General features: G+C 55.4%; 22 protein-coding genes. 11 read left to right on the forward strand and 11 right to left on the reverse strand.

The annotated features are described in order from the left end of the window. Nucleotides 1–18 precede the first annotated feature (18 nt). From DPEP_RS06820 to cysK, 4 genes are all read left to right on the forward strand, one after another. On the forward strand, nucleotides 19–627 hold the full coding sequence (locus tag DPEP_RS06820) for a hypothetical protein (protein ID WP_198003053.1): 609 nt from the start codon (nucleotides 19–21) through the stop codon (nucleotides 625–627). Between the two features lie 56 nt (nucleotides 628–683). Then, nucleotides 684–1424 carry a hypothetical protein gene (locus tag DPEP_RS06825; protein WP_198003054.1) on the forward strand — a complete coding sequence of 247 codons (741 nt, stop codon included), beginning with the start codon at nucleotides 684–686 and terminating at the stop codon, nucleotides 1422–1424. Between the two features lie 305 nt (nucleotides 1425–1729). Next, nucleotides 1730–2368, forward strand: a complete 639-nt coding sequence (gene cysE, locus DPEP_RS06830) for a serine O-acetyltransferase (RefSeq protein ID WP_005660757.1) — start codon at nucleotides 1730–1732, stop codon at nucleotides 2366–2368. After that, nucleotides 2368–3291 (forward strand): cysteine synthase A, encoded by a 924-nt coding sequence (gene cysK / locus DPEP_RS06835; RefSeq protein WP_005660759.1) that lies wholly within the window; start codon nucleotides 2368–2370, stop codon nucleotides 3289–3291. The genes cysE and cysK overlap by 1 nt, the downstream gene beginning before the upstream one ends. Here cysK and DPEP_RS06840 read toward each other — a convergent pair. Then, nucleotides 3288–3899, reverse strand: coding sequence for a DUF502 domain-containing protein (locus DPEP_RS06840; protein ID WP_005660761.1), 612 nt, complete (start codon nucleotides 3897–3899; stop codon nucleotides 3288–3290). The two genes, cysK and DPEP_RS06840, sit on opposite strands and share 4 nt — an antisense overlap. Nucleotides 3900–3920: 21 nt before the next feature. Next, nucleotides 3921–5135: an HD domain-containing protein gene (locus tag DPEP_RS06845; protein WP_005660763.1), complete on the reverse strand. Its 1215-nt coding sequence runs from the start codon at nucleotides 5133–5135 to the stop codon at nucleotides 3921–3923. A 105-nt stretch (nucleotides 5136–5240) separates the two neighbouring features. Between DPEP_RS06845 and DPEP_RS06850 the strand changes: the two genes are divergently transcribed. Further along, complete coding sequence (locus DPEP_RS06850; protein ID WP_005660764.1) at nucleotides 5241–7187, forward strand: transglycosylase SLT domain-containing protein; 1947 nt, start codon at nucleotides 5241–5243, stop codon at nucleotides 7185–7187. A 51-nt stretch (nucleotides 7188–7238) separates the two neighbouring features. Here the strand turns inward: DPEP_RS06850 and DPEP_RS06855 are convergent, their stop codons facing one another. Next, a complete protein-coding gene (locus DPEP_RS06855) occupies nucleotides 7239–9560 on the reverse strand; it encodes a sensor domain-containing diguanylate cyclase (RefSeq protein ID WP_005660766.1) in 2322 nt (773 codons plus the stop codon). A 165-nt stretch (nucleotides 9561–9725) separates the two neighbouring features. Then, nucleotides 9726–10895, reverse strand: a complete 1170-nt coding sequence (locus DPEP_RS06860; protein WP_005660769.1) for a M20 family metallopeptidase — start codon at nucleotides 10893–10895, stop codon at nucleotides 9726–9728. Between the two features lie 168 nt (nucleotides 10896–11063). Here DPEP_RS06860 and DPEP_RS06865 point away from each other — a divergent pair, with 168 nt between their 5' ends. Then, nucleotides 11064–12530 carry an AMP-binding protein gene (locus tag DPEP_RS06865; RefSeq protein ID WP_005660771.1) on the forward strand — a complete coding sequence of 489 codons (1467 nt, stop codon included), beginning with the start codon at nucleotides 11064–11066 and terminating at the stop codon, nucleotides 12528–12530. Nucleotides 12531–12608: 78 nt separating this feature from the next. On the opposite strand, the gene DPEP_RS06870 is transcribed toward DPEP_RS06865, so the two are convergent. Then, nucleotides 12609–13067 (reverse strand): ferritin-like domain-containing protein, encoded by a 459-nt coding sequence (locus tag DPEP_RS06870; protein ID WP_005660773.1) that lies wholly within the window; start codon nucleotides 13065–13067, stop codon nucleotides 12609–12611. Between the two features lie 59 nt (nucleotides 13068–13126). Continuing rightward, entirely contained in the window at nucleotides 13127–13744 is a 618-nt protein-coding gene (locus DPEP_RS06875; protein WP_005660775.1) for a hypothetical protein, read from the reverse strand. Nucleotides 13745–13940: 196 nt separating this feature from the next. Here DPEP_RS06875 and DPEP_RS06880 point away from each other — a divergent pair, with 196 nt between their 5' ends. Further along, on the forward strand, nucleotides 13941–14924 hold the full coding sequence (locus DPEP_RS06880) for a 2-hydroxyacid dehydrogenase (protein WP_005660777.1): 984 nt from the start codon (nucleotides 13941–13943) through the stop codon (nucleotides 14922–14924). On the opposite strand, the gene DPEP_RS06885 is transcribed toward DPEP_RS06880, so the two are convergent. Further along, nucleotides 14921–15925 (reverse strand): potassium channel family protein, encoded by a 1005-nt coding sequence (locus tag DPEP_RS06885; protein ID WP_005660778.1) that lies wholly within the window; start codon nucleotides 15923–15925, stop codon nucleotides 14921–14923. The two genes, DPEP_RS06880 and DPEP_RS06885, sit on opposite strands and share 4 nt — an antisense overlap. A gap of 73 nt (nucleotides 15926–15998) precedes the next feature. Here DPEP_RS06885 and xth point away from each other — a divergent pair, with 73 nt between their 5' ends. The 4 genes from xth (at nucleotide 15999) to grdA (ending at nucleotide 19911) form a co-directional block, all read left to right on the forward strand. Further along, nucleotides 15999–16778, forward strand: coding sequence for an exodeoxyribonuclease III (gene xth, locus DPEP_RS06890; RefSeq protein ID WP_005660781.1), 780 nt, complete (start codon nucleotides 15999–16001; stop codon nucleotides 16776–16778). A 13-nt stretch (nucleotides 16779–16791) separates the two neighbouring features. After that, entirely contained in the window at nucleotides 16792–17847 is a 1056-nt protein-coding gene (locus DPEP_RS06895) for a DmpA family aminopeptidase (protein WP_005660783.1), read from the forward strand. Next, entirely contained in the window at nucleotides 17841–19355 is a 1515-nt protein-coding gene (locus DPEP_RS06900) for a YbaK/EbsC family protein (RefSeq protein ID WP_005660784.1), read from the forward strand. The genes DPEP_RS06895 and DPEP_RS06900 overlap by 7 nt, the downstream gene beginning before the upstream one ends. 79 nt (nucleotides 19356–19434) lie before the next feature. After that, a complete protein-coding gene (grdA, locus tag DPEP_RS06910; RefSeq protein WP_083797550.1) occupies nucleotides 19435–19911 on the forward strand; it encodes a glycine/sarcosine/betaine reductase complex selenoprotein A in 477 nt (158 codons plus the stop codon). 15 nt (nucleotides 19912–19926) lie between these two features. On the opposite strand, the gene DPEP_RS06915 is transcribed toward grdA, so the two are convergent. The 4 genes from DPEP_RS06915 to DPEP_RS06930 form a co-directional block, all read right to left on the reverse strand. Beyond that, entirely contained in the window at nucleotides 19927–21735 is a 1809-nt protein-coding gene (locus DPEP_RS06915) for a C69 family dipeptidase (protein WP_005660789.1), read from the reverse strand. A 63-nt stretch (nucleotides 21736–21798) separates the two neighbouring features. Further along, entirely contained in the window at nucleotides 21799–23382 is a 1584-nt protein-coding gene (locus tag DPEP_RS06920; protein ID WP_005660791.1) for a glutathione ABC transporter substrate-binding protein, read from the reverse strand. A 53-nt stretch (nucleotides 23383–23435) separates the two neighbouring features. Continuing rightward, nucleotides 23436–24401: an ABC transporter ATP-binding protein gene (locus tag DPEP_RS06925; protein WP_005660792.1), complete on the reverse strand. Its 966-nt coding sequence runs from the start codon at nucleotides 24399–24401 to the stop codon at nucleotides 23436–23438. Continuing rightward, nucleotides 24388–25359, reverse strand: coding sequence for an ABC transporter ATP-binding protein (locus tag DPEP_RS06930; protein WP_005660794.1), 972 nt, complete (start codon nucleotides 25357–25359; stop codon nucleotides 24388–24390). Before DPEP_RS06930 ends, DPEP_RS06925 begins: the two co-directional genes overlap by 14 nt. Nucleotide 25360 lies beyond the last annotated feature (1 nt).

Raw genomic sequence — 25360 nt, forward strand, 5'->3', positions numbered from 1 at the left:
ATGATGATGAGATTTCACATGAAGCATGTTTTTTTGGCTACCTGTATGGCTCTCCTGATCTGCGTCGGGTCCGCACTGGGTGCTCCGACCCAGAAGGAGCTCAAGGATACGAGCTTGTTCCTGAGCAACTTCACGGAGCTTGGCTTTATGGAGATTGACGTGGAGGAGATGTCCCATCCCGATAGCTACCCCGATCTGGTTCGATTCGGGATCCAGCACAATTACATCAACAACTTCAAAAGCCGTGTTCGACAGAATAAGGACAACCCTGGAGATACGGGGGAACTGCGGATCAAGGCGGCTTACGTCGAGGAGTCGGTTCAGAAGTACTTCGGAATAAAGATAAAGGCAGACAGATCGGTGGATCAGTCCGACCCCCCCTATTTTTTCAAGGGCGGCTATTTCAGCTTTTTCGGAGCCGATGGTGAGGCTCCCTGGTACGCAAGGGTCGAAGAGGCCTTAAGCCCTAAAAAAGGGATATGGGAATTACGAGGTGAAATATACAACGCTGACGACCCGGAGGACATCTTCGGTACTTTTAACGCCACCATAAAAGAGGCCATGTGGGGCAAGAAACGCACCTATGTGATGGTGTCCATGACGTCAGAATACAGCCCGTCCAATTAAGGAAGATGATCATGTCGAACAAGAAAAATATCGCTTTATCGCTTATTTGTGCCTCTTTGGCTACTATTTTTCTCGTATCGGTTGGTTTCTGCTCCAATAGAGATAACTGTATCGCCATAGTCTACACCGAAGCAGATTTTCAGGGTACGTCCTGGGAGATCTACGTGACAGGGGAGTACGACCTTTGGTGGAAGATCGACAAGGATGTGGAAAATCCCAGGATGATATTTGACCTCCCCAACGATACCATCGCCTCGATCAGGGTCCGACCTGGCTATGAGGTGATACTTTTCGAGCATGCCGAGCTTGCCGGTGATTCACTCGTCCTCGACATCGATGCGCCTTCTCTGGAGGGAAGATGGACTGGTCAGGCATCTTCTCTGACGGTTTTCAGGATAGAGGACCAGGAGCTTGTGGGAAGGTGGCAGGCCTCGGTCAAGTCCGATTCGACGGAGTTCGCCAAGGGGGGGATTATGGACAGGGACGAAATCGTCGCCTTTATGGAGGAAAATCGCGAGGGCTTTTCTGAGCTCATAGAGGCTGGGGAAAACCAGTGGTATGACGATACCACCGACGAGCAGCGGATAAACGTGGCTGCGTACATGCTAGGACTGTTCGAGGCCCTTGGCTACGACGTTTCCTCCTGGACCCCGAATACCTTTGCCCAGAGCATCAATAACTTCTACGACTGGAGGAAGGATCTCAGCCTATGGCAGACAGCCTGCTTGGTCCTTAACGTGGATGGGGCAATGTACGAGGAGATCTTCTCCTCTTCCCGATGTCGTTCTTTGGGTTAGGGACATTCTACAATACCCTTGACCTTTTCGATCGAACTGTGGTACTCTTCGACGAAACATACTTAGAGGGAGAGATTGAACGATGTATACTCGTTTCATAGACGTTAGCTGTTGTTGTCGGTGGATGCTCGACTAATCCACCGCAGTCTTGGACTGCGGGGCATATGGCCCGTTGCGGTCCGGAGACGGAACGTCATCTCTCGACGAATATGCACCTGATCTATCAGGCTTAAAACGGGATCGCCCTAGGCGGTTCCGTTTTTTTCGTCTTCGACCGCCGGAGTTTTTTTTAGGAGGTTCGATGAATGATAGGCAAGGGTATGGGGTTCGTAGACGCTATAGCGGAGGACTGGAAGGCGGTCAGGAGAAACGATCCGGCGTTGCCAGCTGGATGGAGAGGAAAGGGGGAGTTCGTTCTGTGCTATCCCGGAGTCCACGCTCTTTGGCTTTACAGGCTGGCACATGGCCTTCACGTCAGCAAAATTCCGGTTTTGCCGAGGCTTATAAGCCACCTTGGCCGTTGGCTGACCGGAATAGAGATCCATCCCGGCGCGACGATAGGAAGAGGTCTCTTCATAGATCATGGCATGGGAGTGGTCATAGGGGAGACCGCAGAGATAGGCGACAACGTGTCCCTGTTCCACGGGGTTACCCTTGGAGGAAGGGGCGGTGAGGTCGGAAAACGTCACCCTACTCTGGAGGATAACGTGATCGTAGGTGCGGGAACCCAGGTTCTTGGACCTATAACCATAGGGAAAGGGGCCAAGGTCGGGGCCGGAAGCGTTGTGTTGGAGGACGTGGCTCCTGGCTCTACCGTGACGGGGGAGCAGGCTAGGGTGAGGGACGGCTCAGGGCCTCTTCTCAGGAGAATAGAGGAGTTGGAACGTCGTATTGAGGAGATGGCGCTCCTTTTAGGGTCATCTACTGGGCAGGAGGTCGCATGATGAGCTACAGAGTGGATGAATTGATGAACGCGAGGGTTATCGGTAAGACGCCTATGATCGTGGTGCGTCCCTTCGAGGACGGTGCGGAGATAGCCCTGAAGATTGAGGGGAACGGCGCAGGGGGGTCCATAAAGGACAGGGCCGCCTGGGGGATGCTCCGTCGGGCGGAGGAAAGAGGGGAGCTTTGTGACGAGACCGTCGTGGTGGAGCCCACCTCGGGCAATACCGGAATAGCCCTGGCCATGTTGGGTCGAGGTCTGGGGCTCAAGGTAATGCTGACCATGCCCGAGTCTATGTCGGTCGAGCGGAGGTCTTTGCTGAAGGCTTACGGAGCCGAGGTCGTCCTTACTCCCGCAGGAGAGGGAATGTCAGGGGCCGTCCGAAGGGCGGATGAGCTGGTAGCGGAAATCCCAGGAGCCTTGACGATGGACCAGTTTTCCAATCCCGGAAATCCCTGGGCCCATAGGGTGACCACCGGTCAGGAGATACTCCGTGATCTCTGGGGAAGGCGGATAGATGCCTTCGTGGCGGGGGTCGGTACCGGCGGTACCTTGACCGGAATCGCCGAAGCCTTCAGAGGGGCAGGTCGTTCTGTTTCGGTGGTCGCTGTGGAGCCTAAGGGAAGCTCCGTACTGTCCGGTGGCCGTTCCGGTTCTCACGATATTCAGGGCATCGGAGCCGGCTTCGTTCCCAAGGTCCTGGATGTCGATTTGATTGATGAGATCGTCGCAGTAGACGACGAAGAGGCGAGGGATGGAGCCAGGCTGCTGGTCTCTCGATGGGGTCTCCTCTGCGGAATATCCTCCGGGGCAAATCTCCACGCCGCTGTGGTGAAGGCCAGGGAGATCGGCCCCGAAGGTTTGGTGGTGACGGTTTTGCCCGACAGAGGGGAGAAGTACCTCAGCACGGGGCTTTTCTCCTAGCGCTTAAGCCCAAGCGAGATGATGATCTTGAAGGCGTGCTCCGGAGATATGTTCACGTAGGTTATGTCGTCCTCGTAGAAGAACATGACTATCCCGGATGTAGGGTTGGGAGCCGTGGGCATGAATATGCTGAGCATAACTCTGCCGTCCGGCTCCACGTCCCTTCTGGTGACGAATCCCAGAAGGTGTCCAGGCCCCATTGGTATTTGCACTACCCCCAGGTACGCGTCTGTCTTCCCGGTTCCGGTGAAGGACCCGACCAAGTCCTTTATGGTCTCGTACCAGGACCCGACCAAAGGGATGGCTACTATGGCCCTCTCCAGCGAGTTCAGGGTCCATCGTTCTCTGCGGGCGAACTTGCTCCCGGCGTAGGTTATCACGAATACTATGGACACGAACATGATCATGGTCATCTCCACCGATTCGGTGAAGCCGAAAAGTATCTTGGCTACGGCGGTCAAGGTCTGCACCAGGAGCCTTACTATGAATATAAGTATCGCCAGAGGGAGAAACACCAGAAGTCCTGTGACGAAGTTTCTCCCGAATCTCTTCAGGAGGGGCGGTTTTTTCTCTTCTTCTTCCTGTCTCGGTCTTTCCGTTTCCGTCATCTGCGGTCGCACCTTCTTTTTCTATCTGAAGTAATCGAACAGTATCCCCACCGGGTAGTCGTTGACGCATTTATGGGCGTATCGCATATATATGCTTCTCTTGCCCTCGAACAGTTCATTGGATTTTATGCCTAGCCTTATGGATTCGGACGCTTCTATGAAGGCCGTCAGTTTGTCGCAGGATTCGATGATCCTGCCGTCTATAGGATTCAGCTCGTCTCTGTCCTGATCCCCCCCTATGTCTTGGTCCAATATCGTAGGGGTCGTCTGACCTTTCGGCCATATTCGATTCTCGAACTCGTCCTTAACGAAGGCCAGCATCTCGGGATGCCACGATTCGGGAAGTAGAGGGAGCACGTCGGTGGCTATGGCCTCCATCTCAAGCTCCTTTATCAGCTGGTCCAGCCCCTCCACGGATCGCTTCACCGGGGATATTATGTCCCTGGTCAGGACCTCGGGAAGATCGTGGAATAGCCCTCCGTAGAAGGCGTTGTATCTTCTTCTGAAACATCCCCCCGTCTCCAGCACGACCAGCCACGACAGGACGGCTACGAACAGAAGGTGCCCTAACACCGAGGTCTGAGGGATCCTGGGAGTCTGAGCCCATCTTTTCTGGAACCTCAACTGTCCGACAAGGGAGATGAATCCGGCCAACCCCCTGTCGCTCTCCGGGAGGCTATCGCTCATTATAAGCTGTCTGACCCCCTCTATGTCCATATGTTCTTTTACCTGTCTTTCTATCTCTTCTTTGGTCCTCTCGATGTGAAATATGGGACGGCTCCAGCCGTATATGAACTCGAACTCCCATTTCGTTGCCAGATAGTGGGCGGCCTGGAGATATCTTTTCTCTACTCTGTGGTCATCCTCGTCGAAATAGGTCCGACATCTGTCTGCGACTCCGCCCGGAAGAGGTGATAGAAGCGGATAAAGCCTGTCCATGACCCATCGATTGAGGTCTTTTCTCTGGGGCTCGTTTGCCATCAATCGATGGAAGACCGGAGGTTTTATGTCTGTGACCACGACCCTGTGAAGGTATTCGAACACTCCTCCCTCTATGATCGCGTTCCAGTCGACCTTCGCGCCTCTGTCCTCTTCGTAGCGGCCTATGACGTAGGCTATGACGAACTTATGGGCCTGTTTAGCCATCTCGGTAAACTGAACCGGCCTGGGATGGTCGTTCCACCTCTCTATACTGGCCGCTGAGAATATCAGCTCTATAAGGGAACGGGTTATCATGGTAAACCTCCTTTTTCTCGATTCTACAGTAGAGATTATAGCCCTTTGAAGGCGAGGTGCGCCATGGTATGCTGTTGTATGATTCGGAAGGAGGCCCGTTTTTACATGAAAAAATTTATGTTTCCCATGGTTTTGTGTCTAGCTATGTCGCTTTCGCTTGAGGTCTCGCCGTCGTTCTCCTCGGAGGTCGAACGACTTTTCTGGGAACGTCGATGGGACGAGTTGGCCTCCGTGACGTCGGAGGACCTGTCTCCCAGGGAGATGTCTATGTTGGCCAACGGTCTCTGGACGAAGGGCCGTTGGGAAGATGCGCTTGTCTTGATGGATGAGGTGGGAGACCGTTACCCTGAGGAAATCAGACCCTACGCGTCGATGCTGAGGGTGCTGGCCCTGGAGAGGATCGGCGATCCAAAGGCCGCCTACGGAGAGGCTTTGGACCTCTATCTGTCCTCGCCCCCCGAGGATTTGACCTACTATGTCTGCTATGCCCTGTCGAGGCTCACCGGCAACGAGGAGGAAAGACGTAAATGGATGCGAAGGATGCTCTCGGCCACGGACGATTCCACCTTGAAGGCCAAGACCCTGGACGATCTGATGGATTTTTCCGATCCCTCTATATCCGACGCCTCGGCGGCTCTCAGGATAAGGCCCCTCAACTCCAGGGCCTTGAAGCTCTTCGAGAAGGCCTCTCCGTCCCGGGAAAGGTCTTACCGTCTGGGATACGCCGCCTATCTTCGTGAGGATCACGACGAGGCGGTGAAATACCTGGCCCAGGTCCCGCTGAGCGGTTCCTTCTCACAGAGTGCCCTCTACTATAGGTCCATGGCGCTCTATCGACTGAAACGTTATGGAGAGGCCCTTCCTCTGTTGTCCAGGTTGATCTTCATGGAGGACAACGATTATGTCGTTCGGGGTAGCAGGAGGATTGCCCTTATAGCCAAGAGAGGGTATATGGAGGAGGCGGAGAAGATCCTCTTCAGGGCCTCCAGAGAGCTCTCTGGAGACAGGGCTCTGTCGGCGGCGGTCTCCTACGTCGGGATCCTCTCCGGAGAGGCTAAGACTGACGAGGAGGACAGGATCCTGAAGCTTTACCCCCGATCCTCCGAGGCGAGCTCGATCCTGTGGGACAGGGCCTGGGTTCGTTGGGACAAAGGGGACTACGAAGGGGCTCTCTCCTTTTTCGAGAAGGCGTCGAGTTCCAAGGGAATGGCTCCGGCGGAGCACCTTTACTGGAAGGGCAGATGCCTGGAGAGACTGAATCGTCCGGACGAAGCGGTTAAATCATTCAAGGCCCTCTCGGAAAACTATCCGTTATCGATATATTCCTATCTTGCCTTTCCCGGCGACCCCGTATCTATGGTTCCTGGAGCGGGAAAGTTAAAGAGGGAGGAATCCGAGCTGGAACGTTGGGGCTTCGTCATTCACGCTAAGATGCGTCTTTCCGGCAGCTCCGATCCTCAGAAGAGATACAACGGAGCTTGGCTGGCGGCGTGGATGGGCAACGAGGACGAGGCTTTTAGAGCCGCCCGTTCGCTGTCGTCCTACGCCGTAGGACCCGACGGGGTTTACAGGGATCTGGCGAAATTCCTATATCCTAGGCCATATAGAGAAGTCGTGGAGGAGATGGCGAACCGTTTTCAGGTGGAGCCTGCCATGATATGGTCCATAATGAAGCAGGAAAGCGCTTTCAACCCCTCCGCAGTGAGCTGGGTAGGGGCTTCCGGTCTCATGCAGCTGATGCCCCGTACGGCCAAGTGGGAGGCGGATACCCTAAAGATGGAGAAATATGATCTGTTCTCGGTGAGGGACAACGTAACCCTCGGGACCGCTCATATCTCCAGGCTGCTCCGTTCCTACCGAAGGTTGGAGTGGTCACTGGCGGCCTACAACGCCGGGAGCGGCAACGTCAACAAATGGAACAGGTCTTTCGGAGACAGACCCCTGGACCTGTGGATGGAGGAGATACCCTTCACCGAGACCAGAGGATACGTGAAGAAGGTCATGGGAAACCTTTTCGTATACCGGCAGCTCTACGGCGAAGCCGATAAGTAAGATAGACGAAAGGAGCGCTCGCCCCTTACAAGGGGCGAGCGCTCCTTTCGTCTATCTTTTTTGTTTCCTCCTGGTCTTGGCGGCGTACATTCTGTCGTCCGCCACCTTTATGATTTTTTCGATGGTCTCTCCGTCGTCGGGGAACCCCGCTATACCATAATCGAGGGCGATCGGATGGGGAAAGTCACGTATCGCCACCATCTGGCTGGCTCTGGACAGCACTACCTCCGCCTGCTTGGGAGACGTATTAGGCAGGTACACGAGGAATTCGTCTCCTCCGTATCGGGCCACCATGTCGCAACTCCTTATGCTTTCCTTCAGGACAGAAGCGATTTTCTTCAAGGTCTCGTCTCCGGCCTCGTGGCCGTAAAGATCGTTCACCAGTTTGAACTCTCCCAGGTCTATTATTGCCAGGCTGGCCTTCTCGCCGTAGCGCTTTATCCGGTTGTTCTCGCTCTCCAGGTGTTTGAGGATGTACCTTCTGTTCCATATCTCGGTCAGGGGATCTATCAATGCCTCTCTGGTCCTCTTGTCCATCACCTCCAGCAGAACGAGCAGCCCTGCTAGATGGTCCGACAATATGGAGATCTTTTTGATCTCTCTTTCTTTCGGTTTCATCGTAGACAGGACCGAAAGCACGCCGAGTTTTCTTCCCTTGAAGGCCACCGGCACGGACAGTTGTGTGAGTCGATCTTCCCTTTGGAAGACGATGTGGTGCTCAGTAGTCATAGCTTGGTCCTCGGTCTTAACATGAGGTCTTTTCCTGTCGCCGCTGCTGAACAGCTCCGATCCTTCGTCGTTTCCGGATCTCAGGGACACGAAGGCGCTTCGGTAGTCCATTTCCTTCGTCAGAGATTCTATCAGGGACCGTATCAATTCCGACTTGCTCCCGGCGGAGGTCAGCTTCTGTACTATGCTGTGCAGGTTCTCCAGCTGTAAAGTCTCCTCTTGGAGGGCCAACGCGACCTCTTTTCTGTCGGTGATGTCCCGGGCGACGCCCTGTATCTCGATGAGTTTCCCCTCTTCGTCGAAGATCCCTCGGTTCGACCAGCTTAGATATCTCGTCGAACCGTCCGGCATGGATATCCTCTCCTCGTTGAAGTTGAACGGGTTGTCTAAGGAGATGGATTTGAACAGCTCCATGGAAATACGAGCGTATCTCGAGTCCCTGACCGATCCCAGTGGTTTGCCCAGAACGTCCTCTCTCTTAACTCCGAAAAAGCAGCAATATGCGTCGTTGACGAAGGAGTACCTTCCGTCCGTGTCGAAACGGCTCACCAGTTCGAATTGATCGTCGATTATGGTCTGGTATCTTGCCTCGCTTTCCCTTAGCTTAGCCCTGTGTCTTCTGTCGGCTACCCAAAGAAACGAAAGAGATAGAGAGCTGAGGAGCATGAGCCCAAGGAGAAAACGCAGTGTCCTGTCCTCCTGCACTATGGCGTCCACGTCCTCTTCAGGAGTAGACAGAACCAGTAACAGCTTGCGATTCAATATCCTGAGGGTATCCCAGGCCACCAGCTTTCTGTCCCGTCCCGAGCCGTAGTTCTCGTAAAGGGAGCCCTCTCCGCAGGGATGCCCCATCATGGTATCTATACTTTCTCCGTCTCCTGTCAGAAAGGACGATGCCGAAGAGCCGGTCAGAGAGGGATACTGGTGGTAAAGGATCTTTCCGCCCTCGTCGACGAGGTAAGCCCATCCGTGAGAACCCCCTCGAAGGGGAACGACGTAGCGATCTATCGCCGGGAGCAGGTCCAGGGCGACAACCATATGTCCTCGATGTTCTCCATGGCCTGAGAATATGTCGAAGGTAATCACCATTATCGGGTGTCTATCAACTATATTCACGGTATCCACCCTTACGGGAGAGGCTTTTCTGGAGAGGTCGCCCATTCCCACTGTCATGACTTCTCTGGCCTTTCTGAGGGCCGCCGGTCCGGGGGAGATCAGGCGGTTGTAGGAGTATTCCCATCCTGTACCGTCCTTCAGCTTCAACAGAACCGCCGCTATGTCTTCGTTGGCGTGGACCATCAGAGAGAGTCTCTCCTTAATGAAGTCCGTGGCGTCCATCCTTATGGCCTGAGGGAGAGACGTGTTGGTGAGGCTCGACAGCCTGCTTATGAGGGATCTTAGCCTGTCCTCCATAGCCTCCCTGCCGACCATTACCTGGCGGCTTTGCTGTATGTTGAAGGTCGACTCGTGTCTCTCTATGGCCCTTCGGTCCATCCAGATCTGGGTCGATATGAAGGTGACGAAAACCAGCATGCTCAGGAAGATCTGAAGGGCGTTTTTCCTCAGATCCGGGAGAGGTTCTTCTTTTATGTCGTCGCGGGTAAGGGTGAAGAAACTGTCTTTGTCTCGTCCTTCCCTGTTCAAACTGCACCACCTCCCGGTTTATTGCGGATAGTAGCGGACCACCTCTAGGGCATCTCTAAAAACGCTGATCTTCGTAGAGGTCGTTCCGACAGGCTCGGGCGAGACAGGGCGCAGGCGGGATGACCTCTACGAGGAGACTCGGACGTTAGCTTTTAGAGATGCCCTCTATCGTGATATGGCCGAGCTCATCTTTTCCCTGAGATCATGGTCCAGCCAGGTCTTAAGCGTCGCCCTGGCCAGTATCCTGGCGCCGGTCTCTATGGCCCTATGAGCTCTGTCGGTTTTGACTGCCCTCTCGAACTCCTCCGTATGGTGGGCGGCGTATACGTCCATTATGGAGAGCTGCGGCTGGAGGGCCGGACATTTGTGTGACACGTTTCCCACGTCGCTGGAACCTTGGGCTCCGTGGGGCGGGTCGTAGGGAACTCCCAGTTCGTCGAAAACCCCTTCCATCATTCTCTCCGCTGGCTCGTTCGGGATCATCTCGTCGAAGCTGAACTCGACGTTAGACCATGATACCTCGGTCCCGGTCGCCATGGCGGAGCCTCTTGCGCAATCGTAGATTTTTTCGGTGAGTTCGTTTAGATAGGATCTGGTGGGCGATCGGAAGTAGAATTTCGCCGCTCCCTCTTGGGGCACTATGTTGGGGGCCTCGCCTCCAGAGGAAATTATTCCGTGCATTCTGACCTCCGGTTTTACGTGCTGTCTTAACATATCCACCGCATGGAAGAAAAGTTGTACGCCGTTTAGAGCGTTTCTGCCCTCCCAGGGAGCCCCGGCGGCGTGGGCGGCCTTTCCTGTGAAACGAAACTCCAGGGCGTCCATGGCCAGGCTCCTGTAGCCTACGTGGGATCCATCCGAGTCGGCGTGGATCATAGCCGCCAGGGCGACCTCGTCGAATATTCCCGCCTCCGACATGGTGACCTTGGCCCCGTCGGTCTCCTCCGAGGGAGTTCCGACTACCCAAAGGGTCGCCTCGACCTTTTTAGCTACCTTGGCCAGAGCCGCTCCAGCCAGAAGGCTCATTGCCCCGCTGAGACAGTGGCCGCAGGCGTGACCGAGCCCAGGCAGAGCGTCGTATTCCGCCAGAAGGGCGACCACCGGTCCTCCGTCTCCTGCTGTAGCTCTGTAGGCTGTGGGAATATCCATAAAGGGTCTCTCCACCAGAAGCCCCGCTTCCCGCAGGAAATTGGACATCTTCTCGCTCGAACGGAATTCCTGTCCTCCCAGCTCGGGATTGTCGGCCAGATCATCGCTTAGAGCTGCCGCATAGGGGGCTTTTTCGGATATGATGTCGTCTATCTCAGACGTAAGTTCTTGGTATAGATCTTTCATTGGATTTTCCCTCCGTATTCTCTTGGTGGAATGAGCCAATGATACCACTGGATAGGTCTTAGGTACTTGCTTTTTGATGCATCCCTTTGGACAGGAATGGATTTAGATATTACAATATTTCCCTATGTGTATTTTACCGTATTGGGGGAACCCGGGGGAGGCGTTAGAGTGGAAAGATTGGAAGAGAGGATTTTACCAGTTCTAGCAGAGGACGGAGAGGCCGATGCCCTTTGGTGGGGTGGCGATTGGCTGAGCAGGTCAAATCTATCCTCTATGGCGGACAGAGACGAGGTTCTGTTGAGGGAGGCCGGATTCGGCGAAGGCCATCGTCTGGTGACGTTGGTCCCCAACTGCCCCGCCTTTTTGGCCCTGGCTCTTGCGGTTTGGCGACTTAAGGGAACCGTCGTACCTCTCAACTATCGCGCCGGGTCGGACGTATTGCTGTCTACTTTGGATCTGGTGGGTCCTTTTACCGTCGTGTGCGGAGAAGGCGACGACAAGACGGAGATCTTCGTGGAGAGATACCCTGTATCAAGGATGCCGTTGGACGGTCCGATATCCTCCCTTTCCGGAAAAGCCGACACGGAGAGAACCGACGGGGACATGGCGGTTATCTTCGCTACCTCCGGTACCACCGGGCTACCCAAGGCTGTCCCCCTCTCCCACAGCAACCTGTTGGACAACGTGGACGTTTGCTGGTCCGTGCTTAACCTGGGGCAGGAGGATCGGATCCTGTGGGCCCTTCCCAACTTTCACTCTTTCGGGCTTACCCTGGGAGGACTGATGGGATTGGTCCACGGTGCGATGCAGGTAGTCGTCCCCCTTTTCATGCCTCCCGGAGGAACGCTGGAGGCCATAAAGGAGGGGGAGGCCACCGTTCTCCTTCTCGTCCCGGCCATGGTGGACTTCCTCAAGAGGGCCATAATCCACGGAGCTCCCCGTCCCGAATCGGTCCGTATGGTCGTTACCGGAGGAGACCGTCTGAATCTTGAGCTGGACTCGGCCTCGAAGGAGTTTTTAGGTGTGCCCTTGCTTGAGGGGTACGGAACCACCGAGTGTTCTCCTGTCGTGGCGGTCAACCCGAGCTACGATTCCAGAAAGCTGGGAACCATCGGTCCGGTGATTCCAGGTTACAGCTGGGAGGTTCGGGACGACTCCGGCAAGGCATTGGGGCACGGAGAGGACGGTATCCTCTGGGTCAAGGGTCCGTCGGTGTTCAACGGTTACTACAAGGCTCCGGAGATTACGGCGGAACGGATGGCTGACGGATGGTACAATACCGGGGATATCGTGAGGTTCGACGAGAACGGATATATCACGGTCCTAGACAGGGCCACCGACATAATAATAGTGGGAGGTTTCAACGTATATCCCCAGGAGGTGGAAAGAGTCATCAGTCGCCATCCGGCGGTTGCTCAGGTGGCTGTGGTCGCCATGGCCCACCCGGTTCAGGGCGAGATAGGAAGGGCCTTCGTCGTTTTGGAAGAGGGCCGATCCGTATCGGCCAGGGAGCTCATATCCTATTGTAAGGGCAAGCTCGCTCATTACAAGATCCCTAGAAAGGTGGATTTCGTGGAGGGACTTCCCGTTTCTCCTTCTGGAAAGGTCCTGAGGAGAAAGCTCAGGGAGCTATGATTTTTCTAAAGGCGCCGAGGACAGGGGTATGCCCCATGACCTCGGCGCCTTTTGTAGATGTTCTCAGGTAGACTGGAATCAGAAGGCCTTGAAGCCTACGACGTCCTCCCTTATGCTCATATATCTTTTCTTGGCCAGATCCATGTGGCTTTCCTCCATCTTCTTGAGCTTGACGAAGATGTCCTTGGCCTCTCCGGTTGAGCCCTCCGCCATCCTTTCGTATAGTTCGGCGGCGCGCATCTCGGACAGATAGGCGGCGGAGGCTATCCTGAGAAGGCTGGTAACGTCGCCGAAGTCCTTCGTCTGGACCTTTAGCTCTGGTTCCACCACGATGGACGGATCTCTCTCGAAGGCTACACCGAATTCCTGTAGATACAGCTTCTTGAGCCCCTCCTCGTGTTCTCCTTCCCATATCGCCAGGTTGTCGAGCTCTTTTTTAAGGAAATCCTTGTCGGTGTTCTCCGCCCAGGCCCTGTAGAACTCTCCAGCCTCTATCTCCGCATGGATCGCTAGCTCCAGTGCTTCTTTCATCTTCATGAAAAAATCCTCCCCTCTCCTCTGTCGATGGACTTTTTTGAAAGAACCGTATATTCACATTATATCCTTTTCCTCGCTTTGGACAAGGCGATTCCGACCTTTATGGCCAAAGGCATGGCCTCTTCCAGATGCTCTATCAGCTTGAAGATGGAGATCCCCGACCTTATCGTCTTCGGATCGGAGGTCCTGGCCATGGAGTTCACCAACTCATCCTTTATGCACGAAAGCCTTTTTTTGGAGGCTCTGACGCCGGAGGATGGCAGATAGCATCTCGCCGGCGATGGTGCTAGGTCGTCCAGTATGGTCTTGATATAGAGGGGAAGTTCGCCCATCACGGATTTCATGACGTCGTCCTCTCTGCCTGCCTCTACCGCTAGAGAGGCTACGTGGCTGAGCCTTTTCGCCAGGTCGAGGAGATCCCTCTCCGGCGATTCCATTTGGGAGAGGTCGTTCTCCTGCATGAACAATTCCTCTACTATATGGCCGTTTCTGGCGGCCTGTGCCAGGGCGGCTCCATCCCCATCGGTAAGCCCTCGGAGGGCCGACCTGACCGCCGCGATGGTGGCGGTGGACATCTGGGATATAAGAGAAGAATCGAGACGAGGTGGTTCCTTGGCGGAACAGGAGCTTTCCTTTTTTCTGACCCTCACGGCAGGAGGGGTGTCTTCGTATCTCATAGGGTCACCGCCTTGTTTTTTCTGTTATTTTACATCCGATCGTGGATCTGAAAAGGCCCCTATTCAGGTCATTAGAGTGTTTTTAGGGGGTGACCTTTTTTGACCTTTGTCGATCGTGGGCTGCGATAGTAAAATGGCTTTGTAGTCTGCAGATATGCCCCCGGTGGGCATAATCGAGAATAAAAGGAGGGTTTTTATGTCTGGCAGGATAGGGATAACCTTCGGACCCGACGGGGTATCGGAGAATGTGGAGAGGATACTTAAAGGCATAGAGGTCGTTTGGTTGAAGGACCTCGCCGAGGAAGACAGGCCGGGAGAGCTTGAAAAATGCGATCTTCTTCTCTGTCAGTTTCTCACTTCGAAGGAATTGACAGATGGGGAATGGGCGGCTCTTAGGAATGTTCCTGCGGTCCAGACGGTTTCGGCCGGGGTGGACCAGGTTCCGATGGATCGTCTGGGCGACGATACCGATCTCTACGCCAACGTGGGCGGTTGGGCCCCTCCCATAGCGGAGCACGTCCTTGCTATGGCCCTGTGCTGTTCCAGGAGGCTGGTCCAGCAGACCCGGGACCTGTCGGATGGGATTTTCGGTTTTATGGGATACGGACTGAAAACCCTGAAGGAGAAAGTCGCTCTGATAGTAGGCTACGGGGGAATCGGCAGGGAAACCGCGTCGGTATTGTCTCGGTTCGGAATGGAGGTTCAAGGTCTGGGAAGGCGTAGGCCGGAGGACTCCCTTCTCAGCCGGGGCTGGACCATGTCGGAGCTCAAGGAAGCTCTCGGACAGGCCGATCTGGTAGTCCTGGCGCTTCCTCTGACCAAGGAGACCGAGGGTCTTTTCGACGACGATATCCTGACTTCCATGAAGGACGACGCAATTCTGGTAAACATAGCCAGGGCCGCCATAGTAGATGAAGGAGCTCTCTACCGCAGATTGAAGAGCAGCCCCGACTTTTTCGCCGCTTTGGACGTATGGTGGAACGAGCCCAGAGACGGAGGGGCCTTCTCGACCGATGAACCCCTGATGGAGTTGCCGAATCTTGTGGGCTCGTCTCACAACTCGAACCAGACCGAGACAGCTCCTCGTGAGGCTCTGGAGATAGCTCTTGAGAACTGTCTCAGGATCGTGGACGGAAACGGTCCTTCCGGACTGGTTCGAAAAGACGAGTATCTCCGTTAGGTAGCTAGTTTTCCGAGGGCTTCCCTTAGAGATGCTATACGGTGTCTTTCTCCGAAGACCATTATCTTGTCGCCGCCCCTTATGGTCTGCCCTCCCGTTGGGTTGTACACCGGGGCGTCGTCGGCGCCTAGTATGGCAAGGACCGTGACGTCGTATGCGTTTCTGAAGTCCAGTTCCATAAGGGTCTTCCCTGCCAGGGAGGACCCTTTTTCCACCGTAACGGTGGAAAAGTCGAGGTCCAGTTTTCTCGACATGACCACCAGGTCCAAAAGATCCGCTACCGAGGGTTTGAGCGAGGCTCGGACCAGAGACGCCGATCCCGCTATCACCGGGTTGACCACCCTGTTGACCCCTGCCTTGGTCAGAACCGATACGGATTTCGTGTCGCTGGCTCGGGCTACTATGTGGATATCCCTGTTGAGGGCTCTGGCGGTCAGTGCGACGTACACCGTCTGAGCGTCGCTGTCGAGTGTGACGATAAGTCCCTTGGCTCTCTCGACCCCGGCGTTGAGTAGTGCGTCCTCCTCACTGGCGTCGCCCTGTACCATGAGATACCCCTGATCCCTGGCCTCCACTACCACTTCCTCCTTGCTCTCTATTACGGAAAAGGGAACTTCCTCGTGTCGCAGCATCGCCGCCACCTGTCTACCGTATCTTCCCAGTCCGCATATTATCCAGTGGTTGTCCATTCTTTTTATCCTCCTGTCGTGTCCCTTGCCCAGGGAGGCCCTTATATGCATGGTGAAGAAATTCTGGCTGACTATGCCTATGGCGTATCCCACCGTTCCCAGGCTGGCGGCGATGAGAATAGCGAGAAAGAGCTTGTCCGAGTCGTCCACTCCCGGAGGAGCTCCGTATCCCACGGTGGAGACTGTGGTGGCGGTGTAGAAGATCGAGTCCACCCACGACAGGCCCAGAAAAAACCTCATGCCCAGTATCCCCGTCAGAGTTACCCCCGATATCCAGCCCAGGAGGTAGCGACTCTGTCTCTGTATCTTCATGTACCGACCTCCTCTTCGTCTCTCCGATTGATGTAAAATGTAGGCTAAATCGACTAGAAAGGCGGGGATCTCAGTGTCCTGGACCATAGCGACCTTCAACGTCAACTCGGTGAGAAGCCGACTTCCCATTTTGGAGAGATGGCTCAATGATAGCAAAGTGGACGTCCTGTGTCTTCAGGAGACCAAGGCGAGGGATGAGGATTTTCCTCTCCAGGCCTTCGTGGACATGGGGTACTTTGTGGCCTTCAGAGGCCAAAAAAGTTACAACGGCGTGGCGATAGCTTCCCTGGAGGAGCCGGACGAAATAGTCTACGGCTTTGACGATGGAAAGGAACCTGTCTTCGACACAAGGGCTCTGTCGGTTCGTTTCGGCGATATCTGGGTTATGAATACCTACGTTCCTCAGGGAAAATCCATCGATCACGACGACTATCTGATGAAACAGGAGTTTCTGAGAAGGACACAAAGGACGATATCCGATCGTATCTCCGACGGTAAGAGGGTCCTGTGGGTGGGGGATATGAACGTAGCTCCGGAGGAAAAGGACGTCGCCAACCCTAAGAACAAGGCGAAACACGTGTGCTTTCACAGGGATATCAGGGATCTCTTCGGGACCGTCTGTCAGGGGCTGGTGGATGTTTTCCGATCCCATCGGCCGGAGGAAGGTGAGTTTTCCTTCTGGGACTATCGGGTCAAGAACGCCCTGGACAGAAACATCGGCTGGAGGATAGATCATATCCTGGCTTCTCCCGATCTGGCCAAGTTATCGTCGGACAGCTGGGTATATCGGGACCCTCGAGGTTGGGAAAAGCCCTCGGATCACACGCCGGTATTGGCCTCTTTCGACCTATAAGGTGGACGTCGATGTGGTAAGAGCCAGGGAGATGGGAATAGAGATCGGTTTTATGCCGACCGGTGCTAAAAATTCCATTGGCGATGTCCAAGGGGTATCGGTGGGGCACGTCACATTGGACGACGGACCGGTGAAGACCGGGGTGACGGCGATCATACCGGGATCGGGAAATACTTTCAGACACAAGTTTCCCGCCGGTTGCCACGTCATAAACGGGTTCGGAAAGTCGGTGGGACTCGTCCAGATAGAGGAACTGGGAACCCTGGAAACCCCGATCGTGCTGACCAATACCCTTTCGGTGGGAGACTGCGTCAGAGGGCTGGTCGACGAGATGCTGGCCACGGACGAGGGGATTGGAGACACCACAGGAACGGTAAATTCGGTGGTGTGCGAGTGCAACGACGGTTTTCTGAACGATATAAGAGGGCTTAACGTTAAACCCCGACATGTAGGCGAGGCCGTTAGATCCGCCTCGCCGAATTTCTCCATGGGAGACGTCGGAGCGGGAAAGGGCATGTCCTGCTATCAGCTCAAGGGAGGCATAGGGAGCTCCTCCCGTCTGGTAGAACTGGACGGGGCTCGTTACACCGTGGGAGTGCTGGTGCTCTCGAATTTCGGTGAGATGAAAGACCTGTCGATCGACGGGGTCAAGGTCGGGAAGGCCATTTTTAGGGAGGCTCCTCCTGAGAGATTGAAGGAACAGGGTTCGATAATAGCGGTCGTCGCCACCGATGCTCCCATGACCTCCAGACAGCTGAAGCGACTCTGCAAGAGGGCGTCGGTGGGCATAGTCAGGACCGGAGCCTACATAGGAAACGGGAGCGGAGAGATCGCGTTGGCCTTTTCTACGGCCTACAGGGTACCCCACGAAGGGGTGGAACCAGTCGAGATCTCTCCTGTCAGCGATAGCTTGGCGAACCGCTTCTTCCGGGCCGTCGTGGAGGCTACGGAGGAATCGGTGATCGACTCCATGCTCCTCTCTTCCCCGGTGGAGGGACGGGAGGGCAGGAAAAGGAGAAGTCTGGCCGAGTTCGAAGAGCATATAATCGGGAGGTATGATCGTTGTTGAAGTCCAGCGAACTGTTGGCGCCTAGAGGAAAGACCCCGTCCAAGCTTAAAGACGGAGGCGTAATAGCTATGGTCAAGGCCGGATTCGCCATATGGAATCCCAACGCCCACACGGTGATGAGGCTTCCTTTGGGAGAGGATATGGACAGACGGCTTGAGGTCTACCTCATAGAGGCCCTCGCCTCCTGGTACCCCCAGAGGGTCCATTGTCCAGTACCGGAAGGTGCTTTGGCTATAGCGGTACGTCACATAAAGAGATCGATCCAGCTGCCGGCGTTGTTCCTCCAGAGGAGGGGAGACGATCTGGAACTACAGGGTTACTGTCTCGACGAAGAAGAGGGAGCCTCCATGGCTATCTCGGTTTTAAGAGCCCTGGGAATCGCCCTGGCCGAGGTCGGGCTTACGGTCAGACGATGGGACGAGACCGTCCGCCAGGGGACGAGATGTCGTCTGGTCCGTGACGGTGAGAAAGGGGCTCTCTCCCTGCTTGATGGACTGGGATGTTCCTGCGGTTGGAGAGGGGCTGCCTCCTCTTCTATGGAGTTCGGAGGGGCTCCAGTCGAAGACGAGGCCGAGCTCGCCAGAGTCCATACCCCCGGGGTCAGCACCATAGATTCCCTATGTGATTTTCTGTCCATTTCGCCGGAGAAGACCGTCAAGACCATGTGTTTCTCCGATCTGGATGGCAAGGGGGTAATCGCCCTGATAAGGGGGGACAGATCGGTCTCTTTGGATAAGCTGTCCGCCGCTGTCGGTGCGGATCTGCACCCGTCGTCGGACGACGAGCTCCGGGATCTCCTGGGAAACCTGGCCGGATATCTCGGTCCTATCGGGCTTCCCGAGGGAATCGTTCTTCTGGCGGACAGATCGGTGGAGGGAATCTCCTGGTCGGTCGTGGGGGCCAACGAGAGGGATTACCATCTCACCGGTGCCAGGTGGGGTAGAGATTTCTCGGCTTCCGTGGCGGACATAGCTGCGATGGAGCCCGGGGATATGTGTCCTCTCTGCGGTGCCCCTCTCTTCGAGGCATCGGTGACCCCTTTGGCGACTTTGGAGCTTTGGAACGAGGTCGCCGATTCGGAACCTTCTCTTACCTACGTGGACGAGGAGAGGAAAAAGGCCCGGCCGTTCTGCTGGACCACGAGGGTCCACATGACCACCTTGGAGGGGGCCATGTTCGATCTTTCCTCCTTGCCCGGTGTAGTCTCGCCTGCGGAGGTCTCGATCCGCTTTGAAAGAGAGGAGGATGAGGCTCGAGCAGCGTCGGTTGGAATGAAACTCGAATCGGAGGGACTATCGGTTTTGCTCGACGATGAAGGCGGGAAAGCCTCGATGAGAGCCTTCCCTTTCCCGTGGGACATCGCTATCGTGGAAGGGGGGGTGGAGCTTCGTCGTCCCGACGGAGAAACGGAGAGCAAGGACGAGAACGGTGCTGTAGAGGAAATACTTAAAAAACGGCCTCAGAAAAACGTAATAGGGGGATACAAAAAAGGACCTTTTCGGTTATAATGTAGCCTCAGACGGTGGCATGAGGGCTCGTGTCGCCCCTTTGTCGAGAGCCGTCATTAAGAAGAGGGAGGTGAAAAGCATGGGCAAATTGGCCGGAAAGAAACTTATCCTTCTAGGCGAGCGTGACGGTGTTCCCGCACCTGCCATGGAGGCGTGTTTCAAGAACAGTGGAGCCGAGGTGATCTTCTCCGTCACCGAGTGCTTCGTCTGAACGGCGGCTGGAGCGATGGACCTGCAGAACCAGCAGCGCGTCAAAGACGCTGCTGAGAAGTACAACCCCGAGGATATCGTGGTTATACTGGGTTCCTCCGACGCGGAAGGCGCAGAGATTTATGCCGAGACCGTGTGTAACGGAGACCCCACCTACGCAGGACCACTCGCTGGCGTCCAGTTAGGACTAGCCGTCTACGACATTTTCGAGCAGGATATCCGCGATGAGGCGGATCCGGAGGAATGGGAGAACCAGATCAGCATGATGGAAATGGTTCTTGAGCCCGAGGCTTTGGCTGAAGCCGTAAAGGGCATGAGAGATCAGTTCTCTAAGTACAGCCTGTAATAAAAAAGGATCGCCTTAAGGCGATCCTTTTTTATTACAGGCTGTACTTTCCTCGACCACGTCTATGACTACGCTCCCCACGATGGGGCTGCCCGAGTCGTCCACTCCGTAGAGCCAGAAGTCGCTGTAGCAGGGGACGCATTTTTCCGTTAGCTCCCTCACCCTGAAGGAGACCTCCCAGTCCGAGTCCCTCCTCCTGAGGGAACCTCTTATAGCCGTAGCCCAGCTTTCGGGGGATTGCATTCCCTGGCCGAAAAAGAGTCTATCCTCGACGGGTCGGGCGTCGCTTTTGATGTAAAGGGTTATCTCCTCTTCTCTCGATTTGTAGCTGATCCTCTTCGAGTCGGTCGATAGTTCCGTTCTGGGAAGTCTACCGGTCATATAGCGAACCAGGTCCATCGACTGCCTCGCCTTTTTCGCGGTCTCTCCGGTCAGCAACAGCAATCCTTCTTCCTCGTCCTTTTCCATTAGAGCTCGGGCTTTTTCCGCTATTTCGTCGTCCTCGTCGAGCCAGTTTTTCTCCACCTCTCCGACGTGATTTTTCACCGTCTCGAAGTTACGGTTATGATCGAACTGGCCGTCCAGGAGCGACTGAAATTGCTGTATCTCCCACCAAGGTATAGAAAGATCGTAGGCCATGTCCTTAGGGGTGAAGTGAAAATGTCTCTTCAGAGAGCTCTCGTTATCCTCCACCAGAAATTCCTGGGGCATGCCTAGAATCCCTCCGTACCAGGGAACGAATGGAGACGTGCAAGGTCTTCCGGTAGAGGTCCAGAGTGTATTGAGCTCCGGGCGGTCTCTGAACCGGATCACCAGGGCTCCTAATGTCGTGCCGGTGCATATCCGTCGGACCTCTGTGTAGTGGGGCGAGCTATCCCATTTCCCCCTGACGTCGTCGGGGCTTCCCTCGTAGTGGTCCCTGAGGACCCCCATGACGTCCTTGACGTCCATGGGGTGCCTCGGTTCGACAGAGAAGGGAAGGTCCTCCTCTTCGCTCCAGTCCGTTCCGGTTATCCGAGACAAGGCGTGTCTGTTTCTGTACAGGTTTCCCGGAAGGTTTACACTGCTACCGTCCTGTACCGTCCTGGCGAAGTCGAAACAGTCGTCTTTTACCGTCAGCCATCCTTTTTTTTCGCACATTTCGATAAATCCTCGGGACATAAGTACCCCTTCTTCTCCCGGGGCAATATCTCTTATGGTGTAATGGTTCGGTATAAAGGCTACCTCGTCGTCGCTAACTCTCTTGGCGCAGTAGTGTTTTCCCTTTATAACCTGTAGAAGCCAGGCTTCCTCGGCGTCGGCTATTATGTAGCATCTGCCGGTATTATCGTATCCGTATCGTTCGATAAGAGCTGCTGCTATCTCGATTCCCTCGCGGGCCGATCTGGCCTTTTCCGCTATGGATATCCTGAGTCCGTACACCAGGCCTCCGTTGGACAGATCCGGTTCGTTGTCCTGTCTGGAACGCCGGCAGCTGTCGCTCGCTACGAAGACCCCTTTTTCGTTCAGGAAGCAGTCTGCCCCGGATAAGGCTGGCACCGAACGGGCCTGAGACCATATGTATCCTAGAGATCTCCCGGAGCGGTCTATCGAGGCGGAGCAGGGCTCGAAGGAAGTTGCGGTTCCCACGGGCCTGTCGGCAGGAGGTACCAGGTGGTGCTCCATAACGCATCTTCCCGGGTCGTCCTCGTTGTGTCCCACTAAGACCCTGCCTGTGGCGGATGCATTTTTCCCCACCACTATGCAGGTACAGCCTCGGGCTTTTGTAGGCATAAGAAACAATGAAGCTGCGACGAATAAAAGAGCTATGCCGAAAGAGATCAAGTTCGTCCCCTCCCAGAGGTCGAAAAAAGGCCCCCTCCGATTAGAGGAGGCCTGTCTTAAACGCTACTTTTTGTCGGTTTCGTGAGATATGACAACGAAGTCCAGAGGAAGATATTCCACTTTCTCCAGTTTTTTGCTGAAGGCGTGGAGGGTCTTTCTGCTGTAGAGGGGAATCCAGGGAAGCTCCTGGTTGAGTATTTCCTGGGCCTTCCTGTATGCCTCTCTGCGCTCGTCTTGATCTACACTGTGGAAACCGATCATTATGTACTCGTCCACGGTCTCGTTGCTGTAGAACGGTCGGTTGGGGCCCTTGGGCTGCCAGTAGTCAGAGTGGACGAGAGGGCGATATACCCAGTCGGCGTCTCCCGTGGATGGGCTCCAGCCCAGCCACATCAGCTGAGATGTACTCTCCTCGACGGGTTTTCTCGTTGCGGCCAGAAATGCGCCCCAGTCCATGACCTTCATTTTACAGTCGAAACCGACGGCCGAGGCGAAGGACTGAACAGCCTGAGGAACCTTCAGCGACAGGGTATCCCTGCCGTGGGTCCAGAATTCCACGGTGAGTTTCTTGCCGTCTTTATCCCTGATCCCGTCTCCGTCGGAGTCGGCCCATCCCGCTTCCTCCAGGATCGCCTTTGCCTTCTCGGGATCGTAGGTGAAGCCGGAGACCTCGCTGTATCCGTTAACCAGAGGGGCCACCATGGAGTTGACCGGCTCGGCGTATCCCAGGAGGATTTTATCGCATATGGCCTGGCGGTCTATGGAGTAGGCCAGGGCCCTGCGGACCGCCGGGTCCTTCAATACTTCGTTTTGGCAGTTGACCCCCACGAACTGAACGACTATGGAGGGGAGGACCTTCATGTCGATACGCTTGTTTTTCCCGAGCCTCTCCACGTCGGTGGGAGGAATCTGCTCCGCTATGTCGACCTCTCCGGTCTCTATCATCATCGCCCTGGCGCTGTCCTCCGGGACGGTGCGGAACACGAGGCGGTCGATCTTGGGTTCCCCCTGCCAGTATTTTTTATTGGCCTTGAGGGCGATATAGTCTCCCTGTTCCCACTCGTCCAGCATGAAGGGTCCGGTGCCGGAGGGCCTGTGTTTGATCGACTCGTTCTTCTTCGGGTCCTGGACGTAGCTGGGGTCCAGGATCAGACCGGCGGTATGGGCCAGTACGTTCAGAAACGGGCCGAAGGACTCCTTCAATGTGAACTTGACCGTATGGTCGTCCACCACGGAGACCTCCTCAATGACAGGGGCGTATAGGGAGGTCCTCTTGTATTTGCCGTTCAGTATCCGGTCGAAGTTGACCTTTACCGCCTTGGCGTCGAAGGGAGTGCCGCTGTGAAACGCGATCCCTTCTTTAAGCTTGAAGGTCCACTCCAGGCCGTCCTCCGAGTGGCTCCACTCTTTCGCCAGCATGGGCACTATGTTCAGTTTTTCGTCGAAGGTAACCAGCCCCTCGTATATGGCGTGGTTTATCTCCTCCGAGGGAGTGTCGCTTATGTCCTGGGGATCCAGGGCGAGGGCCTCTCTGCTCTTTGCTATCACAAGTTCCTTGCCGCCTCCGAAGGCGGCCGCGGTAAAGCTTGTGGCCGCCAGGGCCGTCAAGAGGGCGAGCAACAGTCCTTTTCTTCCGATTCGCAACATCCTTTTAAACCTCCTTTTGTCCTTTAGGTTCGTTATGCCGGTTCCCCGGCCTTTCAGACGCGGTGGCACGCCACGAAGTGTCCCTCTCTCACCTCCCTCCAAACCGGTTCCTCGTCTCTGCATCTTTCACAGGCCTCGGGGCACCTGGTGTGGAATCTGCACCCCGCCGGGGGATCTATGGGGCTGGGTATGTCTCCCTTTATGACCTTGTCCTCTATGTCCTCTCCTGTGACGTAGGGTTTAGGAATGCTCTCCAGGAGAGCTCTGGTATAGGGGTGGAGAGGCGAGGAGAACAGATCCCTTTTCGAAGCGTATTCCATCATCTTTCCCAGATAGAGTACCGCCACTCTGTGGCTTATGTGTCTTATGACGCTGAGGTCGTGCGATATGAACAGATACGTTAGTCCTCTCTCGCTCTGAAGATCCTTGAAAAGGTTCAGGATCTGGGCCTGAACCGATACGTCCAAGGCTGAGGTGGGCTCGTCCAGGACTATGAAGTCCGGGTCGGATATGAGAGCTCTGGCCACAGCGATTCTCTGTCTCTGTCCTCCGGAAAACTCGTGTGGATAGCGGGTCATATGTTCTTCCTTGAGTCCCACTTCGAGGAGGATTTTTAGCACCCTGTCGGATATGTCGTTTTCGTCCCTTACCCCGTGGACCTTCAGCACCCGCCCCACTATATCCCTGACTATCATCCTGGGATTGAGAGAGGCGAATGGGTTCTGGAACACCATCTGGGCCTTAGACCTGAACCGGTGAAGCTCGACGTCGTCCATCTCGAGCACCGATCTCCCCCTGTAGAGGACGTCCCCCGACGTGGGGGAGAGCAGCCGTAGGATCATGTTCCCCGCCGTGGACTTTCCGCTCCCCGATTCTCCTACCAGCCCTAGGGTCTCTCCCTCCGGAATGGAGAAGGAGATCCCGTCGACGGCCTTTACGTGGCCGACGACCTTGGGGAAAACGATTCCTTTGTCGATGGGGAAGTGCTTCTTCAGGTTGGAAACCTCAACGATAGGCATAGCAGGCCACCTCGTGTCCGTTGTCATCGATAATCCTAGGAGGACGGGCCGTGGCGCAGATCGGCTCCGCCATGGGACAGCGTTCCCGGAACTTGCATCCCTCCGGCAGATGTATGAGATTCGGCAGGGATCCCTTTATGACGTCCAGCCGCTCCTGATCCCTGTCCAGCCTCGGGATCGCCCCTATGAGTCCCTTAGTGTAGGGATGGAGGGGCGAGTCGAATATGTCGTGAACCGTTCCGTACTCTATGATGCTGCCGGCGTACATGACCGCTACCATCTGCGCCATGGTGGCTATCACTCCCAGGTCGTGGGATATCAGCATTATCGAGCTGCCGAAGTCCCTTTGAAGATCCTTGATGAGCGACAGTATCTGGGCCTGTATCGATACGTCCAGGGCGGTCGTAGGCTCGTCGGCGATCAACAACTTTGGGTTGCAGCAGAGGGCCATGGCTATCATCACCCTCTGTTTCATCCCTCCGGAGAACTGATGGGGATATCTTTCCAGTGACTTCTCCGGGTCCGGTATGTTGACCTTATGGAACATCTCGAGGGCCCTGGATCTTGCCTTCGCGTCGGAGACCGAACCGTGGGCCTTTATTGCCTCCTCGACCTGGAATCCGACCTTCAGTACCGGATTCAGACTGCTCATGGGATCCTGGAATATCATCGCCATATCGCAGCCCCTGACGGAGCGCATCTCGTCGTCCGGTAGGGTAAGCAGATCCCTGCCCTGAAACAGGACTTGCCCTTCCACTATCTTTCCCGGAGGCTGGGGAATCAGGCCCATTATGGAACGGGAGGTGACGGATTTGCCGCATCCGGTCTCTCCCACTATGCCCAGGATCTCTCCCTGGCCTATGGAGAAGCTCACCTTCTCCAGGGCTTTCACGATCCCTTCCTCCGTATAGAACCACGTAGAGAGGTCCTTGACCTCCAATATCTTCTCAGCCACCACG

It is taken from the genome of Dethiosulfovibrio peptidovorans DSM 11002 (assembly GCF_000172975.1).
Lineage (GTDB): Bacteria > Synergistota > Synergistia > Synergistales > Dethiosulfovibrionaceae > Dethiosulfovibrio > Dethiosulfovibrio peptidovorans.

What these genes read in the sequence shown, in the direction of transcription:
- DPEP_RS06820 (WP_198003053.1), top strand. Translation starts at nt 19, where the DNA reads ATGAAGCATGTTTTTTTGGCTACCTGTATGGCTCTCCTGATCTGCGTC.
- DPEP_RS06840 (WP_005660761.1), bottom strand. Translation starts at nt 3,899, where the DNA reads ATGACGGAAACGGAAAGACCGAGACAGGAAGAAGAAGAGAAAAAACCG.
- DPEP_RS06875 (WP_005660775.1), bottom strand. Translation starts at nt 13,744, where the DNA reads ATGAGATACGAAGACACCCCTCCTGCCGTGAGGGTCAGAAAAAAGGAA.
- DPEP_RS06860 (WP_005660769.1), bottom strand. Translation starts at nt 10,895, where the DNA reads ATGAAAGATCTATACCAAGAACTTACGTCTGAGATAGACGACATCATA.
- DPEP_RS06870 (WP_005660773.1), bottom strand. Translation starts at nt 13,067, where the DNA reads ATGAAGATGAAAGAAGCACTGGAGCTAGCGATCCATGCGGAGATAGAG.
- DPEP_RS06850 (WP_005660764.1), top strand. Translation starts at nt 5,241, where the DNA reads ATGAAAAAATTTATGTTTCCCATGGTTTTGTGTCTAGCTATGTCGCTT.
- cysE (WP_005660757.1), top strand. Translation starts at nt 1,730, where the DNA reads ATGATAGGCAAGGGTATGGGGTTCGTAGACGCTATAGCGGAGGACTGG.
- DPEP_RS06845 (WP_005660763.1), bottom strand. Translation starts at nt 5,135, where the DNA reads ATGATAACCCGTTCCCTTATAGAGCTGATATTCTCAGCGGCCAGTATA.
- cysK (WP_005660759.1), top strand. Translation starts at nt 2,368, where the DNA reads ATGAGCTACAGAGTGGATGAATTGATGAACGCGAGGGTTATCGGTAAG.
- DPEP_RS06920 (WP_005660791.1), bottom strand. Translation starts at nt 23,382, where the DNA reads ATGTTGCGAATCGGAAGAAAAGGACTGTTGCTCGCCCTCTTGACGGCC.
- DPEP_RS06885 (WP_005660778.1), bottom strand. Translation starts at nt 15,925, where the DNA reads ATGAAGATACAGAGACAGAGTCGCTACCTCCTGGGCTGGATATCGGGG.
- DPEP_RS06925 (WP_005660792.1), bottom strand. Translation starts at nt 24,401, where the DNA reads ATGCCTATCGTTGAGGTTTCCAACCTGAAGAAGCACTTCCCCATCGAC.
- DPEP_RS06880 (WP_005660777.1), top strand. Translation starts at nt 13,941, where the DNA reads ATGTCTGGCAGGATAGGGATAACCTTCGGACCCGACGGGGTATCGGAG.